This window comes from Cupriavidus sp. SS-3, assembly GCF_035818815.1.
Lineage (GTDB): Bacteria > Pseudomonadota > Gammaproteobacteria > Burkholderiales > Burkholderiaceae > Cupriavidus > Cupriavidus taiwanensis_C.
This window is the reverse complement of record NZ_JAYLVT010000016.1, coordinates 132,084-149,421: the sequence shown is the minus strand read 5'-3', so window position 1 is coordinate 149,421 and position 17,338 is coordinate 132,084. Positions and strand designations below refer to the sequence as shown.

Here is a 17,338-nt window from a genome sequence, read left to right as displayed (position 1 = left end):
GCAAAGGTTTCTGCTGCGGCGCAGGATGCTTACGTCAAACTGACAATTCCACTACAATACTTTTCGTGCTGCATCAAGTTGGTGTTTCCCCGAGTCTCGCACGGTTTCGGGGAAAAGTGCCTGGAAAAACACCACCGCAGTGCCTATTTTTTATCTGACAGCACCGGAAGGAATCATCGTGAACCCGCTCGAACTGAGCAAGGCCGTCGGCGCACTGACCGACGAAGATCTACGCAAGGCAGCCGAAGCCGCCCAAGCCGCCCACCGCGCCACCGTCCTGGTGCGCGAGCTGTCGGCCCACCACCGCTCGCGCCTGCTGAAGCATTTCCTCGCCCTGGGCGAGGAGGATCGCCTGCTCCGTTTCGGCCAGTCGGTGGGTGACCACGTGATCGAGGCCTATGTCGACAGCATCGACTTCGACCACGACAGCGTGTTCGGCGTCTACGACGACAAGCTCGAGCTGATCGGCGTGGGCCACTTCGCCAACCTGCGCGACAACGCCCAGGGTCGCGTGGCGGAGTTCGGCGTGTCGGTGTCGGGCAGCGCCCGCGGCCGCGGCATCGGCAGCGCGCTGTTCGAGCGTGCCGCCATCCATGGCCGCAATACCAATGTGCGCACGCTCTACATGCACTGCCTGTCGCGCAACGCCGCGATGATGCATATCGCCAAGAAGGCCGGCATGAAGGTCCAGTACGCCTACGGCGAAGCTGACGCCTACCTCGAACTGCCGCCGGCGGATACCGCCAGCCGCCTGAGCGAGGCACTGGACGAGCAGCTCGCCGACCTGGACTACGCGGTGCGCCGCAACCTGCGCGACGCCCGCCGCTTCGGCCTGCGCTTCTGGCGCACCATGGTGCCGCAGAAGCATACCGCCTGAGCGGCCGCAACCCGGTCCGCACGGCATCGACAAAAACGGCGCATCGCAACGATGCGCCGTTTTGCGTTGCCGGCCCGGGCCGCGCCGCTCAGGCCGCGCCGCCCACCGGCAGCGCCGTGGTGTCCTTGATGCTTTCCAGCGCAAAGCTCGAGCGCACGTCGATCACCGATGGATGCGCCAGCAGCTGTTCCTGCATGAAGCGCGCAAAGTGCTCCATGTCCTCGACATAGACCTTGAGCAGCAAGTCCATCTCGCCGGTCATGGCATGGCACGCCGCCACTTCCGGCCAAACGGCGATCGAGGCGCGGAACAGGTCCAGCGGAGCCTTGCCCTTGGGCGCGCCGCCATGCTTTTCCAGCCGCACATTGATATAGGCCAGCAGGCCGAGTCCGATCTTGTTGGGCTCAAGCAGTGCCGCGTACTGCCGGATCACGCCGATCTCTTCCAGCCGCCGGATGCGGCGCAGGCAGGGGCTGGGCGACAGGTTCACGCGCTCGGCCACCTCCAGGTTGGTCAACCGGCCGTTGGTCTGCAGCACTTCCAGGATCTTCCGGTCGATCTTGTCCAACTCCACCTTGCTCACGATATTGTTGCTCCGCAATATGTTTATTGGCAATTTTTTTGCGCAAATTTAGCAAGCCGTGCACAAGTACGCAATTTTTTGTGAAATTACATCCGATCCGCGCCCGATTTAGTGGGTGGGCGGCCTTATCGGTCACTCGCGCTTCAGCCGTTCGGGCCGGGCAAATCCCAGTCTGGCGGCGCTGCCCGGGTGTCGCGGACGCGGCTGACCGGAGAACGGGCGAGGTGGTGCGCAGGTTCCGGCAAACAGGGGAAGCGGCATTCTACGGGCGTTTGCGTCCGCGCCAGTGCGTTCCTGTCCCGGAGTTCTCCACGATGTCCGCTGAACGGACAAAAAAAGCGCGCGGCCCTCAGGCTCGCGCGCTTGGTCGGTATGCCGGCAGCGGCGCTCGGGCGGCGCTACCGGGGACCGTTCAGCCGCCGCTGGTCGACGGCGCGGCCGGGTTGGCGGGCGCCGGCTGGTTGTCCGGGGCGGCCTGGCCGCGCGGGCCGCGTTCGCCACGCTCGCCGCGATGGGGACGATCGCGGTGCATCTTCTCCATGCCGGCGCGGATTTCATCGCGGGTCAGCTTGCCGTCGCGGTTGGCGTCGAGCTGGTCGAAGCGCTTGGCCAGGCGCGGCAGGCCGGCGTTGGCCTCGGCCTTGGTCAGCGCGCCGTCGCCGTTCTTGTCGGCGGCCTTGAACTTCTCGTCGAAGGCGGCCTGCATGCGCGCGTGATGCTCGGCCATGGCGGCCTTGCGCTGTGCGTCCATCTCGGCCTTGTCGATCTTGCCGTCGCGGTTGGTATCGAGCTTGTTGAACCACGCGTCGGCCTCGGCCTTGGAAATGGCGCCGTCGCCATCGGTATCGATCGCCTTCATCCACATGCCGCCGCCGTGGTGGCGGTGGTGGTGGCCCATGCCGGGCTTGCCGGCCGGTGCTGCGCCCGGTGCGGCGGGAGCGCTGGCCTGGGCAAAGGCGCCGCCGGCGACCAGCAGCGCGGCCGAGGCGGCCAGGAACTGTTTCAGGATCTGCGGCTTGTGATTGCGTTGCATGTCTTGCTCCTTGTCATCACGTTGGCATGTACGGATTAGAACGCAGACGATGCAGCGGAGTTGGCGCTTTTAATACGATGTTACCCGCCTCACAGAAAGCCGGGAGCGGCGTAAGGGAACGCAAGCAAGCGCGAATATTCGATGCGCCGGGAGCCTAGGGCTGCGCTTTCGGCACGATCTGCCCTTCATCCGCCGCCTCGGGCGACATTCCGGGCTGGTACTGACGCGGATCGACGGGTTGAGGCTGGGGCTGGGCCGGCTGGACTGATGTTGCCGGCTGGACCGGTTGTGGCTGAGGCTGGACTTGTGGCTGGATCTGGGGCTGGGCTTGCGGCTGCGGCTGGGCCTGTTGCCCTGGCGGCTGGCCGCGCGGCGGCTGGGCCGGCGTGGGCTGCGCAGCGGCCTGCGCTGGCGGCGGCATGGGCGTTGCCATGGGCGCCGCCGCGCCGGCGGGCGGGGTCGGCAGCGGGCTGGCGGCACGCGGCGAACCGCGCGTGGCAACCGCCTGCAGCGGCAGGGCAATCTCCTGGCGCACGCCATTGCGCTCGATCACCACGCCGCGCTGGCGCACTTCCACCAGCCGGATCTGCGGCGCCAGGTCGGCACCCATGCGCACCGCCTTGGCCGGGCCGCCATCGATGGAGACGATCGCCGCGCTGGCGCCACCGCCGAGCTCGGCCACCACGCCGAGCAGCTGCACGTTGCTGGGGCCGGCCTGGGCCGAGCCGCCGAACAGCGTGGCGATCGCGCCGGTCTCGACCGCTTCGGTCTGCGCCACGCGCGCGCTCTTGGGCACCGGGATGGTCCGCATCGCACTGAACGTCAGCACCCAGTAGGTGACCAGCGCGCACAGCGCGATAAACAGCACCACGCTGGCCAGGCGCGGCAGCCACAGCGCGGAGGCATCGAAGCGGAACGAAGGCCGGAGGGACAATTGCATGGATCGGGACCCTGGATACCCGCCGCGGCGGGTCATGGCGCGAGAGCGCGGACGCGCCAAGCGTACCAGAGCCCCATGACGCTGTCTGCCGCGCCGGCGATGCTGCCGCCGGCCCGGCCCGGGCGCTTAAAGCAGGTCGTCCAGCAGGTCGGGACCGAACACTTCGCGCTCGATATGCGCCACCGGCACGCCCGCGCTGAGCAGCGCGTGACGCTGCGCCTGCATGAAGCCAAGCGGCCCGCACAGGTAGAAGCGGCCATCGACGAAGCGTTGCAGCTCGGGCTGGCGCAGCATCTCGGCCAGCGGCATGGTGCCGGCGTGGTCGTAATCGCGGCCTGCGGCGTCGCCGGCTTGCGGGAATTCGTAGCTGATGTGCGTGACCAGTCCCGGCAAGCGCTCGCGCGCCCATTGCAGGTCGGCGCGATGGGCATGGTGGTGGCCGTCACGGGCGGCGTGGGCGAACAGCACCGGCCGCTGCGAGCCTTGCGCGGCCAGCGTGCGCAGCACCGACAGCATCGGCGTGATGCCGATCCCGCCCGACAGCAGCACCAGCGGCCGGCGGCTTTCCAGCGCCGGCGTGAACTCGCCGAACGGCGCGCTCACCTTGAGCTCGGTACCCTCGTGGGCGTTGGCGTGCAGCCAGTTGGACACCGCGCCGGCCGGCGTGGCCTGGTCGCCGTCCTCGCGCTTGACCGAGATGCGCCAGGTCGGCAGGCCGGCCTCGGCCGACAGCGAGTACTGGCGCAGCTGGCGCGCGCCGTCGTCCAGGCGCGCCTCGACGCTGATGTACTGGCCCGGGCGGAACTCACGCAGCGGCTGGCCGTCGGCCGCCGCCAGCGTCAGCGCCACCACCTGGCCGCCCTGCGCTTCGCGTCGCACCACGCGCACCGGCATCAGCTCGCCGGCGGCGACGCCGGTGCGCTGGTACAGGCGCGCCTCGGCGGCGATCAGCTCGCCTGCCAGCAGCCAGTAGGCCTCGTCCCAGGCCGCCAGCAGCGGCGGCGTGGCGGCTTCGCCCAGCACCGCGGAGATGGCGCCGAGCAGGTGGCGGCCGACGATCGGGTAGTGCGCGGGCGTGATGCCCACCGCCGCATGCTTGTGCACGATACGCTCGACCACCGGCCCCAGCGCCGCCGCGTTGTCGATGTTGGCGGCGTAGGCGAACACCGCCGACGCCAGCGACTGCTGCTGGCTGCCGTTGGCCTGGTTGCCCATGTTGAACAGCTGGGTCAACTCGGGCCGGTCGGCGAACATCTCGCGGTAGAAATGCGTGGTGATGGCCAGGCCATGCTCGCGCAGCACGGGCACGCTTGCATCGATATAGGGGCGGGAAGCGGCGGACAGCATCAGGTATCACTCCGTTTTATTCATGCAAACAATATGCATGTTTTTGGACAACAAAAAACCGGCATTCGCCGGCCACGCGCGGATCCCATCCGCTCAGGCCGAACGCCGGTTCAGGAAATCACGATGCAGGCGGATGATCGATTCGGCGGTGTGGCTGCCGGTGACATCGGCCAGCGTGACGTCGTCGAGCGCGCGGTAGAAGGCTTGCTCGGCCACGTCCAGCGCGCGCTTCAGGTGGCAGTTGCCGTGCAGCGCGCAGGGCGGGTTGTCGCAGTCGATCACCGGCCGGTGCCCTTCCAGCTCGCGCAGGATGGTGCCGATGGTGAGGCGCTCGGCGTCGGGGCCCAGCTGCAGGCCGCCGTGGCGACCGCGCGTGGCGCTGACCCAGCCCAGCTTCGACAGCCGCGCCGCCACCTTGACCAGGTGGTTGTGCGAGATGCCGAACTGCTGGCCGACCTCGGCGATCGTGATCGGCCGGCTGCCGTCGCCACGGGCGACGTACATCAGCAGGCGCAGCGCATAGTCGGAGAAGCGGGTCAGTTGCATCGTGGCGTCATGTTAAAAAAGATGCATCCTGGATGCAAGTTATATTTTTCTGCGGCGTGCTACGGTTCGGGATCCGCCAACAGGCGCCGGCCACCATTGTGATTCACAACAGACTTCGCTGCAGCCCCATCCAGGGCCGCCCATAAAAGAGTCATAAGGCGCCGGTTATACTGATTGGCGAACCCGGCCCCGCCCGCCCCGTGGCGCGGGGCCTCGCCATTCCAGCAACGAGGTCTTACCAACAATGCGCAGATTCACTTCCCAGCTTGCCCGCCCCGCCCGTCCTGCCCGCCGCGCGCGCGGCTTTACCCTGATCGAGATCATGGTCGTGATCGTGATCCTCGGCGTGCTGGCGGCACTGGTGGTGCCCAAGATCATGAGCCGTCCGGACGAAGCCCGCATCGTCGCGGCGCGCCAGGATATCTCGTCGATCATGCAGGCGCTCAAGCTGTACCGCCTTGACAACAGCCGCTATCCGACCACCGAGCAGGGCCTGGGTGCGCTGGTGGCCAAGCCTACCACCGAGCCGGTGCCCAACAACTGGAAGGGCGGCGGCTACCTGGAAAAGCTGCCCAAGGATCCGTGGGGCCATCCGTACCAGTACCTGAACCCCGGCGTGCGCGGCGAAATCGACGTGTTCAGCTTCGGTGCCGACGGCCAGGCCGGCGGCAACGCCAACGACGCCGATATCGGCAACTGGGAGTAAGCGCCCCTGCCGCCCGCCCTTGCCGCTTCCCTGATGACCACGGCGCCGCGCCGCCGCGCCCCCCGGCAGCGGCACTCCGGCTTCACGCTGCTGGAGTTGCTGGTGGTGATGGTGATCGCCGGCATCGTGATCTCGCTGGTCGCGGTCAATGCCTCGCCCAACGAGCGTGGCCGCGTGCTTGACGACGGCCAGCGCATCGCGCGGCTGTTCGAGCTGGCGCAGGAAGAAGCGCAACTGGGCGCGCGCCCGATCGCCTGGGAAGGCGACGCCGGCGGCTGGCGCTTCCTCGAATCGACTCCCAATGGCTGGATCCCCTTGCGCACCGACGTGTTCGCGCCCGGCACCTGGCGCCTGGCGCTGGACCAGGTCATCGTCGCCGAGGGCGGCCGCAGCACCGGCACCAACAGCCCGCCGCGGCTGATTTTCGGGCGCGAGCTGATCGATGCCCCGCAGCGCCTGGTTCTTGTGCGCGGCGATATCCGCGTCGACGTGGCCGGCGACGGCAGCGGCCGCTATTTCGCCAGCACGCCATGATGCGCCCGCGCTTGCCCGCACGCCGGCGCGCCCGCGCCGCCGGCTTCACGCTGATCGAAGTGCTGGTTGCACTGACCATCCTGGCGGTGGCTTTGACCGCGGCGATGCGTGCGATGGGCTCGATGGTCGATGCCAGCGCGTCGCTGCAGACCCGCATGCTGGCCGAATGGAGCGCCGAGAACCACCTGGCCTCGCTGCGCCTGGCCAAGACCTGGCCCGAGCCCGGCGTCAGCGGCTATGCGTGCCCGCAGGGCGGCACGCCGCTGTACTGCGAGCAATCCGTGTCGGCCACGCCCAATCCGGTATTCCGACGCGTCGAGATCGCGGTCTATCCGTCGGCCACCGACAAGTCGGTGCGGCTGGCGTGGCTCGTCACCATCGTTCCCAATGAAATCCGCAACGTGCTCTGAGCGCCGGCGCGGGCGCCAATCCGCCGGCGGCTTCACGCTGCTGGAAATGCTGGTCGCCATCACGCTGCTGGCGGTGATGGCGGTGATCGGCTGGCGCGCGCTGGACAGCCTGACGCGCGGCCGCGAACGGCTGATCGACCATGACACCCGGCTGGATGCGCTGAAGGTGCTGTACGGCCAGCTGCAGGCCGATTGCGAGCATTTGGCCAACCCCACGCTGCTGCAGGGCAGCCCGGTCGAGCTCGGCCCGAACCGCGTGCTGCTGGTGCGCGACCGCCGCGACGAAGGCCAGCCGCCGGCATGGCAGGCACTGTCCTACCAGCTTGACGGCAACACGCTGGTGCGCGTGGCCGCGCCGCCGGTGAGCAACCGCGCCGCGCTGCAGTCATCGCTGCTGGCGCTGCGCCAGGGCGGGGAAAGCAACGCGCAGGTGCGGCGCGTGCTGGGCAACGTCGACGGCATGAGCGCGCGCGCCTGGGTCGAACCCGGCGGCTGGCAGGCCGACAGCAACCGCATCCGCAACGTGCTGTTCAGCGGCAACGCGGCCAGCGCGGTGCAAGCGTCGGAGGCCGGCGCGGCGGTGCCCAATACCGCGGTGCGCGCGGTGGAACTGACCATCCTCGCCCGCATGGGCGACGGCGACGCGCCGCGGCAGTTCCAGAAGATCTGCATGTCGGGGCTATGACGCACGCCCGCCGTCCCCTCCGCTTCAGGCCTTTGCGCCGCGCGCGCGGCGCCGCCGTGGTCACCGCGCTGCTGATGGTGACGCTGGCCGTGGTGGTGGTGTCGGGCATGCTGTGGCGGCAGCAGGTGCAGATCCGCGCCATCGAGAATCAGCGGCTGCTGGCCCAGGCCACCTGGATCGAGCGCGCCGCGGTCGACTGGGCACGGCTGATCTTGCGCGACGACCAGCGCCGCAGCAATGTCGACGAACTGGGCGAGCCGTGGGCGGTGCCGATCGCCGAGACCCGCCTGTCGGATTTCCTGGGTGCGTCGCTGCGCACCGACGTTGCGGGCGAGACCTCGTTCCTGTCCGGGCGCATCCTCGATGCGCAGGCGCGCTTCAACCTTGCCAACCTGGTGACATGGTCCGCCACCGGCGGCCAGGGCGCGGCGGTCGGGCGGGTCGCCAATATCGACCAGTCGGCGCAGGCCGCCTATGGCCGGCTGCTGCGCACCGTGGGCCTGAACCCGGCGCTGGCCGAGTCCACCGCGCGCCACATGCTGCAGGCCGCGCAAGGCGGCCACGGCGGCGAGGGCTCGGGCCGGCAGGCGCCACGCCCGCTCGACAGCGTGCAGGGCCTGCTGGCGCTGCCCGGCTACACGCCCGAGATGGTGGCGGTGCTGGAGCCCTTCGTGATCGTGCTGCCCGAGCGCACCCTGGTCAATGCCAACACCGCCGAGGCCGAGGTGCTGGCGGCCATGATCGACAAGCTGCCGCTGGAGCGCGCGCGCGAACTGGTGCGCCAGCGCGACCGGGCGTACTTCAACAATATCGGCAACCTGCAGACACAGCTGTCCACGCTGGCGCCGCAGGCCAGCAGCGGCAACCTGGGCAACCTGCTCGACGTGCGCACGCATTACTTCCTGGTCTACGGGCTGGTGCGGCACGAGCGCGCCAGGCGGCTGCAGGTGTCGCTGATCTACCGCGGCGAACCGCTCGGTGCGGCCAACACCACCCGCGTGATGTGGGTCCAGGACGCGGACCGGCTGCCGGACCTGCGCTGAACCATGCAAGGCGGCCTGGCGCACATATGAAAACGGCACACCGGTGCAGACGGGGAGAATGGTATTGACGCGATTTTGTCACGCAGGCAAGGTATGCTGCGGCGCTGGCGCGAGCCTGACACCAGCCCGCTCGCCGCTGATCGGCCTCCCAGGCCGCCCGCCGGCATCCCCGCACTCCGGCAAGTTTCCTGCGCCGGGGCGTTCCCGGGCGCACCCCCATGGGCCAAGCGCCTTATCGAGCCGTTCTACTGAAGCCAAAGCAAGGACACCTTGAGCACCACTCTGTACGTGCGCTTGCCGCACCGGCCGCATGACCAGCCGCAACCGTGGCAGTTCGGCGCCCTGCCCTTTGCGCTGGTGCGCACGGCGGCGGGCGAGCCGACACGGCGCGGATCGCCTCGCGCCGCACCGGAAGTGTTGCGAGAAGGCCACGCCCGCATCGCCGACCTGCCCGCGGCGGAGCGGCTGGTGCTGATCCTGGCCGCGAGCGACGTACTGCTGACCACCGCCAGCGTGCCGCCGCTGCCGCCCGCGCGCTTGAAGCAGGCGCTGCCCAACCTGGTCGAGGACGCGCTCGCCACCGACGCGCAGCCCTGCCATATCGGCATCGGCCCTGCCCTCGACGGCGCCACGACCGGCCGCGGCCCGCGCCGGCGCTTGCTGATGGTGGCGGACCGCGCCTGGGTGCGCGCGGTGCTGGATGCCTTTGCCGAGCACCGCCATCGCCGCCGCCACATGCTGCCCGCCCAGTTGTGCGTGCCGTTGGCCGCGCTGGCCGAAGCAGAAGCCGGCGCAGAGCCGTCGCTGGCGCCGCCCGGCGCGGCGCCGGCACCGGTGCAGCCGGCCACGCTGGTGGTCGAGGCCGCCGCCAGCGCACTCGCCGAAGGCGGGGCGCTCGGCGATGCATTGGGCGAAGCCTTGCCGGACACCGCCAGCAGCACCACACGCCAGTGGCAACTGACCGTGCGCACCGGTGCGCACGCCGGCTACGGCCTGCTGCTGGGCGACGACGCCCTGGCCGCATGGCAGGCGCTGGCGCCTGAAGGCGCCTGGTATGCCGATGCCGACGCCGCTGCGATGGCGCCGGTGCCCGGCCTGCGCCAGGCCGCTCGCACCGGCTGGCAGCTGTGGATCGATGGTGCGCAGGAATGCCTGCGCGAACCTGGGCTCGACCTGGCGCAGTTCGAGTTCGCTCAGGGCCGCGCCGACCGCTGGAACCTGGTGGCGTGGCGCCTGCCGCTGGCAATGCTGGCGGGCCTGGTGCTGGTCCAGCTGATCGGCATGAACACGCACTGGCTGCTGCTGCGCAACGAACAGCAACGGCTCGAAGCCGCGCAGGCGCAGACGCTGCGCGGCACCTTCCCGCAGACGCCGACGGTGATCGACGCCCCGCTGCAGATGCGCCGGCAGGTCGAGCAGCTGCGCATCGCCAGCGGGCGCAGCACACCCGATGATTTCCTGCCGCTGGCCGACCGCTTCGCCCAGGCCGCGCGCCGGCTGCCGCCCGACGGGCTGCAGGCCCTCGAGTACCGCGGCCGCATGCTGGTGGTGACGCTCAAGCCCGGCACCGACACCGCCGGCCTGCGCAGCGCGGCGCGCCAGGCCGGGCTGCAGATGGAAGAAGACAAGGCCGGCAATGCCGCGGGCAGCACCGGCTCGAGCGCAGGCACGCCTGTGACACCCGGCTCGCGCTGGACCGTCAAGCCCGGCCTGTGACCGGCGGATGCCCGACATGAACCCATTGAAAGATTCCACCCGCCACCCCTCGCCCGCCGCCCGCCGCAGCGGCGCCGCAGCGCTGCGCACGCGCCTGGCGCGGCTGCGCCCGTCGGTGCCGCAGGCATGGCGGGAACGCTTCGACGCCTTCTGGTCGGCGCGCAACCCGCGCGAGCAGGCCATCCTCGGCGGCGGCGGCGCGGTACTGGCGCTGGTGCTCGGCTACCTGCTGCTGTGGGAGCCGGCCGCCGACGGCCGCGAACGCGCCGCGCGCAACCTGCCGCAGCTGCGTGCCGACCTGGCCGAGATGGAAACGCTCGCGCAGGAAGCCCGCGGCCTGAAGGCCACGCCGGCGCCGTCGCTGCGCGGCGACGAACTGACCCAGGCGCTGCAGGAAAGCCTGGGCCAGTACGGCCTGAAAGCTACCCGGCTCGCGGCTGCCGCCGACAACAGCGTGCAGGTGCAGCTCGACAAGGTTCCGTTCGGGGCGGTCAGCACCTGGCTGCAGGACGTACGCCAGCAGCAGCGCATGAAGGTGATCGATGCCCGCGTGGTCTACGTCGGCGCGACGGCGCTGGTGAACGTTACCGCGACCCTGCAGGGTCCGGGTGGCCGCAGCTGATGGTGCGGCTGGAAACCCTGCGCCTGCCGCGCCGTGCGCTGCGCCAGCCGGCCGCCGCGCGGCGCCTGCGCTGGCTCGGGCTTGGCCTGGCCACGGCCGCGGTCACCACGGTGGCGATGCTGCCGGCGACATGGATCGCCGCGCGCGTCGCCACGCAGACGCAGGGACGTGTGTTGCTGGCCGATGCCAGCGGCTCGCTGTGGCGCGGCAGCGCCACGCTGGCGCTGTCGGCCGGCGCAGGCAGCCAGACCGCCACCGTGCTGCCCGGCCGGCTGCACTGGACGCTGGCGTTCTGGCCGCTGCTGACCGGGCACGCACGGCTGGTGCTGACCCACGCCGAGGCCATGGCCGCGCCGGTCGCGGTCACCGCGACGCCGGGCGGCTGGACCGCGCAATCCGGCGCGATGCGGCTGCCCGCCTCGCTGCTCGAGGGCGTGGGCGCGCCGTTCAACACGCTGCGCCCGGACGGCCTGATGCGGGTGGACTGGTCCACGCTGCAGGGCCGGTTTTCCGGCAAGGGCATGACCGGCCATATGACGCTGCGCATCGAGCAGGTATCGGCCGCGGTCAGCCGGCTGCGCCCGCTGGGCAGCTACCGCGCCGAGATCGACTGGACCGGCGAAGGCGACGGCAAGCTGCAGCTGCGCACCATCGATGGTCCGCTGCACCTGGAGGGCAGCGGCACGCTCGGGCGGCAGGCGCGCTTCGAGGGTACCGCGCATGCCGAACCGGACGCCGCGACGCAGCTGGCCAGCCTGCTGAGCCTGCTGGGACGACGAGACAACAATGTGACTAGGCTGCGTTTCTGATGCCACGCAGAGCGCACAGCCCACGGAAATGACTATGACCACCCACGCCAACCGACCTGTTTTCAAGACCGCCTGCGCCCGTGCCGTGGCATTGCTCTGCGGGCTCTCCTTGCTGGCGCCCGCGCCGCTGTGGGCCCAGCCCGGGGCGCCGGCCTCGCGTACCCAGGGCACGCCGCCGGCGCCGCCCGACGTGACTCCCGCCAATCGCGACCAGGTGGTGCTGAACTTCGTCAACGCCGACCTGGATTCCGTGATCAAGGCGGTCGGCCAGGCCACCGGCAAGAACTTCGTCATCGACCCGCGCGTGAAGGGCACCGTCAATCTGGTCACGGAGCAGCCGGTCTCGCGCGCGCAGGCGCTGCAGACGCTGGGCTCGGTGCTGCGCATGCAGGGTTACGCCATGGTCGAGAGCAACGGCTTTACCAAGGTCGTGCCCGAGGCCGACGCCAAGCTGCAGGGCTCGCCCACCGTGATCGGCGGCAGCCCCAGCCGCGGCGACCAGGTGGTGACCCAGGTGTTCCGGCTGAACTACGAGTCGGCCAACAACCTGGTGCCGGTGCTGCGGCCGATGATCGCGCCCAACAACACCATCACCGCCTACCCGGCCAACAACACCCTGGTCATCACCGACTACGCCGACAACCTGCGCCGCATCGCCCGCATCATCGCCGCGGTCGATGCGCCGGCCTCGGGCGAGGTCGAACTGGTGCCGCTCAAGCACGCGCTGGCCAGCGATACCGCGGCGGTGCTGCAGCGCCTGCTGGACCCGGGCGCCGCGGGTGCCACCGGCGGCGGCGGTGCCGCGGCCGTCGATGCCAGCCTGCGCACTTCGGTGGTGGCCGAGCCGCGCAGCAACTCGCTGATGATCCGCGCCACCAGCCGCGCGCGCCTGCAGCAGGCGCGCCAGCTGATCGAGAAGCTCGACCAGCCCTACGCGCGCCCCGGCAACATCTGGGTGGTACCGCTGAAGAACGCCGATGCGATCAAGCTGGCCGCCACGCTGCGCGCCATCGTTGCCGCCGACAGCAGCTTCGCCAGCACCACCCAGCCCGGCGCACAGGCCGGCGGCATCGGCGGCGCGGCGGGCATGACCAATGTGTCGACGCCAACCGGCGGCCAGTTCACCGGCGGCGCCACCACCGCCCAGACCGGCATGCGCGGCGGCACCGGCACCGGGGGCGGCACCGGCGGCGCCTATGGCAACTCGGCCTTCGCGGCCTCGTTCGGCACCACCACGCAGCCGGCCACGGGCGGCATCATCCAGGCGGACCCCTCCACCAACTCGCTGATCATCACCGCCAGCGAACCGGTCTACCGCAACCTGCGCGGCGTGATCGACGACCTCGACGCGCGCCGCGCGCAGGTCTATATCGAGTCGATGATCGTCGAAGTCACCGCCACCCAGGCGAGTGAACTCGGCATCCAGTGGCAGGGCCTGATCAGCTCGTCAAGCGGCAACAACAACGTCTTTGCCGGCACCAACTTCGGCACCGGCGGACAGAACATCCTCAACCTGACCCTGGCCGGCGCCCTGGCCGACGCCAACCGCTCCGCCGGCATCGCTGCCGCGCAGCAACTGGTCCCCGACATCGGCGGCCTGAACCTGGGCATCGTCAACCGGGCCATGGGCCTGGGCGCCCTGCTGCGCGCGCTGGGCACCAACGGCAGCGTCAACCTGCTGTCGACACCGAACCTGATCACGCTCGAGAACGAGGAAGCCAAGATCCTGATCGGCCAGAACATCCCGATCACCACCGGCTCCTACGCCCAGACCGGCGGCGCGGCGTCGGTCACGCCGTTCCAGACCTTCGACCGCAAGGACGTCGGCATCACGCTGCGGGTCAAGCCGCAGATCACCGACGGCGGGCTGGTGAAGATGCAGATCTTCCAGGAATCGTCGAACGTGGTGCAGGCAACCGCCAACCTGATCCAGGGCCCGACCACCAATGTGCGCTCGATCGAGACCAACGTGCTGGTCGACGACGGCCAGATCATCGTGCTGGGCGGCCTGATCGAGGACAACTATGGCGACGGCGTGCAGAAGGTGCCGCTGCTGGGCGACATCCCGCTGATCGGCGGCCTGTTCCGCTACGAGAACAAGAACCGCTCGAAGACCAACCTGCTGGTGTTCCTGCGGCCCTACGTGATGCGCACCGCCGGCGCCACCGACCGCCTGACCGCGGACCGCTACGACTATATGCGCGCGCAGCAGCAGGGCTTCGTATCGCCTAACATCATGGTGCGGGACACCAACACGCCGCTGCTGCCGCCGGCCGACGCGCCGAGCACGCCGTTCGTCAACCCGCGCACCAACGGCCCGGTGGCGGGCCCGTTGCCGCTGCCGCAAACGCTGCCGCAGAGTGCGCCGCAGCCCGGCGTGCCGGGTCAGCCACAGCCGCTGCAGGCGGTCCCGCAACCGGTGCCCGAACCGGCCCCGCAACCCGCGCCCCAGCCCGTGCCGCAAGCGCCGGTGGGCGCCCCGCAGCCGCTCAACCAGCGCGGCGAAGCCGCACTCCCGTACTGAGGCCCGCCATGGCCAGCGAAGTCCAAACCGCCCTCTCCACCGCTCCAGCCGGCATCGCCGACATCAGCCCGCCGGCCGAACTCGAACCACCCTCGCCGATGGCGGCGCGGCTGGTCTCGTACGGCTTTGCGCGCGAGGCCCCGCTGCTGATCGCGCACCAGCGTCCCGACGGGCTCGAGGTGTGGGTCAGCCGCGCCACCTCGCCCACGGCGCTGGCCGAAGTGGCGCGCGTGCACGGCGCATTGCGCCTGCGCGTGCTGGAACCCGAGGCGCTGGAGCATGCCATGTCCGACGCCTATAACCGCCAGGACGGCAGCGCCGCGCAGGTGGTGGGCGAGGTCGAGGGCGAGGTCGACCTGTCGCGCCTGATGCAGGACATTCCCGCGGTGGAAGACCTGCTGGAATCCGAAGACGATGCGCCGATCATCCGCATGATCAACGCGCTGCTGACGCAGGCGGCGCGCGAAGGCGCCTCGGATATCCATATCGAGCCGTTCGAATCGTCGTCGGTGGTGCGCTTCCGCGTCGACGGCACGCTGCGCGACGTGGTGCGGCCCAAGAAGGCGCTGCACGGCGCGCTGATCTCGCGCATCAAGATCATGGCGCAGCTCGACATTGCCGAGAAGCGCCTGCCGCAGGACGGCCGCATCACGCTGCGCGTGGGCGGGCGGCCGGTCGACGTGCGCGTCTCGACGCTGCCCACCGGCCACGGCGAGCGCGCGGTGCTGCGCCTGCTGGACAAGGAAGCCGGCCGGCTGGACCTGGCCAAGCTGGGCATGGCGCCCGACACGCTGCGTGGCTTCGACCAGCTGATCCGCCAGCCGCACGGCATCGTGCTGGTGACCGGGCCGACCGGCTCGGGCAAGACCACCACGCTGTATGCCGCGCTGTCGCGGCTGGATGCGCGCACCACCAACATCATGACGGTGGAAGACCCGGTCGAGTACGACCTCGACGGCATCGGCCAGACCCAGGTCAACCCGCGCATCGACATGACCTTCGGCAAGGCCCTGCGCGCAATCCTGCGCCAGGACCCGGACGTGGTCATGATCGGCGAGATCCGCGACCTGGAAACCGCGCAGATCGCGGTACAGGCGTCGCTGACCGGCCACCTGGTGCTGGCCACGCTGCACACCAACGACTCGGCGTCGGCGGTGACGCGGCTGGTCGACATGGGCATCGAGCCGTTCCTGCTGTCGTCGTCGCTGCTGGGGGTGCTGGCGCAGCGGCTGGTACGCCGCCTGTGCCCGCACTGCAAGCGCGAGGAAGTGATCGAGGTCACGCCCGCCGAGGCCGACGTGCTGCACGCGCAGGGCAAGCCGCTGCAGACCGTGTGGCATCCGGTCGGCTGCGACAAGTGCGGCCAGTCGGGCTACCAGGGGCGCATGGGCGTCTATGAACTGCTGACGGTGGACGACGAAATCCGCACCATGATCCACCGCCAGGCGCCCGAGTCGGAGATCAAGCAGGTGGCGCTGACGCACGGCATGCACACCATGCGCGGCGACGCGCAGCGCTGGATCGACAGCGGCGCGACCTCGCTCGAGGAAGTGCTGCGCGTCACGCGCGACTGACGCGGAGCCGCCCGCATGCCAGCTTTCCGCTATGAAGCCGCCGATGCCGCCGGCAAGACCGACCGCGGCGTGATCGAGGCCGACAGCGCGCGCCAGGCCCGCACCCAGTTGCGCGCGCGCGGGCTCACGCCGCTGACCGTCGACGCGCTGGCCGGCGCCGGCCTGGCGCCGCGCGGCGGCAGCCAGCTGTTCGCGCGCAAGCTGTCGACACAGGAGCAGGCGCTGTTCACGCGCCAGCTGGCCAGCCTGATCGTGGCCGGCCTGCCGCTGGACGAAGCGCTGGGCGCGCTGGCCGACCAGGCCGAGCGGCCCTACGTGCATGAACTGCTGGCCGGCATCCGCGCCGAAGTGATGGGCGGCAGCGCGCTGTCGGTGGCGCTGGCGCAGCATCCGCGCGATTTTCCGGACATCTACCGCGCGCTGGTCTCGGCCGGCGAGCACTCCGGCCACCTGGGCGTGGTGCTGGAGCGGCTGGCCGGCTACATCGAATCGCGCAACACGCTGACCTCCAAGATCCGGCTGGCCTTCACCTATCCGGCCATCGTCACGGTGGTGGCGTTCGCGATCGTGATCTTCCTGCTGTCGTATGTGGTGCCGCAGGTGGTGAGCGTGTTCGCCAACACCAAGCAGAAGCTGCCCACGCTGACCATCATCATGCTGTGGCTGTCGGATTTCGTGCGCAACTGGTGGTGGGCGGCGCTCGCGGTGATCGCGGTGGCCGCGTTCAGCATCCGCCGGCTGCTGAGCCAGCCCGCGGTGCGGCTGGAATGGCACCGCTGGCTGCTGACCGCGCCGCTGGTCGGCAAGCTGGTACGCGGCTACAACACTGCGCGCTTTGCCGGCACGCTGGCGATCCTGGTTTCCGCGGGCGTGCCGATCCTGCGCAGCCTGCAGGCTGCCGGCGAGACCCTGACCAACGAAGCGCTGCGCGCCAACGTCGAAGACGCCAACACCCGCGTGCGCGAAGGCGCCTCGCTGGCGCGCGCGCTGGCGGCGCAGAATCAGTTTCCGCCGGTGCTGGTGCACCTGATCCGCTCGGGCGAAGCCACCGGCAACCTCCCGGTGATGCTGGACCGCGCCGCGCAAGGCGAAGCGCAGGAACTGGAACGGCGCACGCTGTTCCTGACCAGCCTGCTGGAACCGCTGCTGATCCTGACCATGGGCGTGGTGGTGCTGCTGATCGTGCTGGCGGTGCTGATGCCGATCATCGAGATCAACCAGCTGGTGCGGTAAGAGCGCTGTGCTGGCAACCAGCAACGCTCGCATTGCCTGACGCCGCTGGTGCAGGCTCCCCTCTCCCGCGAAGTGGGAGAGGGGTGGGGGTGAGGGTGGGAGCATCAACGAAGTGCAGCGCATCGGTATGCCGGCGCCTGCCCTCACCCCCTGCCC

General features: G+C 70.1%; 17 protein-coding genes. 12 read left to right on the top strand and 5 right to left on the bottom strand.

All coding sequences use genetic code 11. The features are described 5' to 3' along the window. Window positions 1-178 precede the first annotated feature (178 nt). Window positions 179-877, top strand: a complete 699-nt coding sequence (locus U9J39_RS22130) for a GNAT family N-acetyltransferase (protein WP_012354170.1) — start codon at window positions 179-181, stop codon at window positions 875-877. An 88-nt stretch (window positions 878-965) separates the two neighbouring features. Here the strand turns inward: U9J39_RS22130 and U9J39_RS22125 are convergent, their stop codons facing one another. The 5 genes from U9J39_RS22125 to U9J39_RS22105 all read right to left on the bottom strand — a co-directional run bounded on the left by U9J39_RS22125 (window position 966) and on the right by U9J39_RS22105 (window position 5,326). Beyond that, a complete protein-coding gene (locus tag U9J39_RS22125) occupies window positions 966-1,460 on the bottom strand; it encodes an Lrp/AsnC family transcriptional regulator (RefSeq protein ID WP_010813460.1) in 495 nt (164 codons plus the stop codon). Window positions 1,461-1,872: 412 nt separating this feature from the next. After that, complete coding sequence (locus U9J39_RS22120) at window positions 1,873-2,493, bottom strand: EF-hand domain-containing protein (protein WP_115711178.1); 621 nt, start codon at window positions 2,491-2,493, stop codon at window positions 1,873-1,875. 154 nt (window positions 2,494-2,647) lie between these two features. Then, the gene (locus tag U9J39_RS22115; RefSeq protein ID WP_116311855.1) at window positions 2,648-3,433 is read right to left on the bottom strand and encodes a type II secretion system protein N; all 786 of its coding nucleotides are present in this window, start codon (window positions 3,431-3,433) and stop codon (window positions 2,648-2,650) included. A 126-nt stretch (window positions 3,434-3,559) separates the two neighbouring features. Next, on the bottom strand, window positions 3,560-4,780 hold the full coding sequence (locus U9J39_RS22110; protein ID WP_115711181.1) for a globin domain-containing protein: 1,221 nt from the start codon (window positions 4,778-4,780) through the stop codon (window positions 3,560-3,562). A 93-nt stretch (window positions 4,781-4,873) separates the two neighbouring features. Beyond that, window positions 4,874-5,326 (bottom strand): RrF2 family transcriptional regulator, encoded by a 453-nt coding sequence (locus U9J39_RS22105; protein WP_115711183.1) that lies wholly within the window; start codon window positions 5,324-5,326, stop codon window positions 4,874-4,876. Window positions 5,327-5,570: 244 nt separating this feature from the next. Here U9J39_RS22105 and gspG point away from each other — a divergent pair, with 244 nt between their 5' ends. The 11 genes from gspG (at window position 5,571) to gspF (ending at window position 17,182) form a co-directional block, all read left to right on the top strand. After that, on the top strand, window positions 5,571-6,032 hold the full coding sequence (gspG, locus tag U9J39_RS22100) for a type II secretion system major pseudopilin GspG (protein WP_012354175.1): 462 nt from the start codon (window positions 5,571-5,573) through the stop codon (window positions 6,030-6,032). A gap of 33 nt (window positions 6,033-6,065) precedes the next feature. Further along, the gene (locus U9J39_RS22095) at window positions 6,066-6,566 is read left to right on the top strand and encodes a GspH/FimT family pseudopilin (RefSeq protein ID WP_115711187.1); all 501 of its coding nucleotides are present in this window, start codon (window positions 6,066-6,068) and stop codon (window positions 6,564-6,566) included. Further along, window positions 6,563-6,976 carry a type II secretion system minor pseudopilin GspI gene (gspI, locus tag U9J39_RS22090; RefSeq protein WP_115678844.1) on the top strand — a complete coding sequence of 138 codons (414 nt, stop codon included), beginning with the start codon at window positions 6,563-6,565 and terminating at the stop codon, window positions 6,974-6,976. The genes U9J39_RS22095 and gspI overlap by 4 nt, the downstream gene beginning before the upstream one ends. Beyond that, entirely contained in the window at window positions 6,954-7,661 is a 708-nt protein-coding gene (locus tag U9J39_RS22085) for a PulJ/GspJ family protein (RefSeq protein WP_115711189.1), read from the top strand. Before gspI ends, U9J39_RS22085 begins: the two co-directional genes overlap by 23 nt. After that, window positions 7,658-8,704 (top strand): type II secretion system minor pseudopilin GspK, encoded by a 1,047-nt coding sequence (gene gspK / locus U9J39_RS22080; protein WP_116311856.1) that lies wholly within the window; start codon window positions 7,658-7,660, stop codon window positions 8,702-8,704. The genes U9J39_RS22085 and gspK overlap by 4 nt, the downstream gene beginning before the upstream one ends. 270 nt (window positions 8,705-8,974) lie before the next feature. After that, the gene (gene gspL, locus U9J39_RS22075) at window positions 8,975-10,420 is read left to right on the top strand and encodes a type II secretion system protein GspL (RefSeq protein WP_116311857.1); all 1,446 of its coding nucleotides are present in this window, start codon (window positions 8,975-8,977) and stop codon (window positions 10,418-10,420) included. Between the two features lie 16 nt (window positions 10,421-10,436). After that, a complete protein-coding gene (locus tag U9J39_RS22070; protein WP_115711743.1) occupies window positions 10,437-11,042 on the top strand; it encodes a type II secretion system protein M in 606 nt (201 codons plus the stop codon). Beyond that, window positions 11,042-11,851: a type II secretion system protein N gene (locus U9J39_RS22065; protein WP_116311858.1), complete on the top strand. Its 810-nt coding sequence runs from the start codon at window positions 11,042-11,044 to the stop codon at window positions 11,849-11,851. The genes U9J39_RS22070 and U9J39_RS22065 overlap by 1 nt, the downstream gene beginning before the upstream one ends. Before the next feature lie 34 nt (window positions 11,852-11,885). After that, window positions 11,886-14,375 carry a type II secretion system secretin GspD gene (gene gspD, locus U9J39_RS22060; protein WP_326348058.1) on the top strand — a complete coding sequence of 830 codons (2,490 nt, stop codon included), beginning with the start codon at window positions 11,886-11,888 and terminating at the stop codon, window positions 14,373-14,375. Between the two features lie 98 nt (window positions 14,376-14,473). Next, window positions 14,474-15,949, top strand: a complete 1,476-nt coding sequence (gene gspE, locus U9J39_RS22055) for a type II secretion system ATPase GspE (RefSeq protein WP_116313201.1) — start codon at window positions 14,474-14,476, stop codon at window positions 15,947-15,949. 15 nt (window positions 15,950-15,964) lie between these two features. Then, on the top strand, window positions 15,965-17,182 hold the full coding sequence (gene gspF / locus U9J39_RS22050) for a type II secretion system inner membrane protein GspF (RefSeq protein WP_115678851.1): 1,218 nt from the start codon (window positions 15,965-15,967) through the stop codon (window positions 17,180-17,182). The last annotated feature ends 156 nt before the right edge of the window (window positions 17,183-17,338 follow it).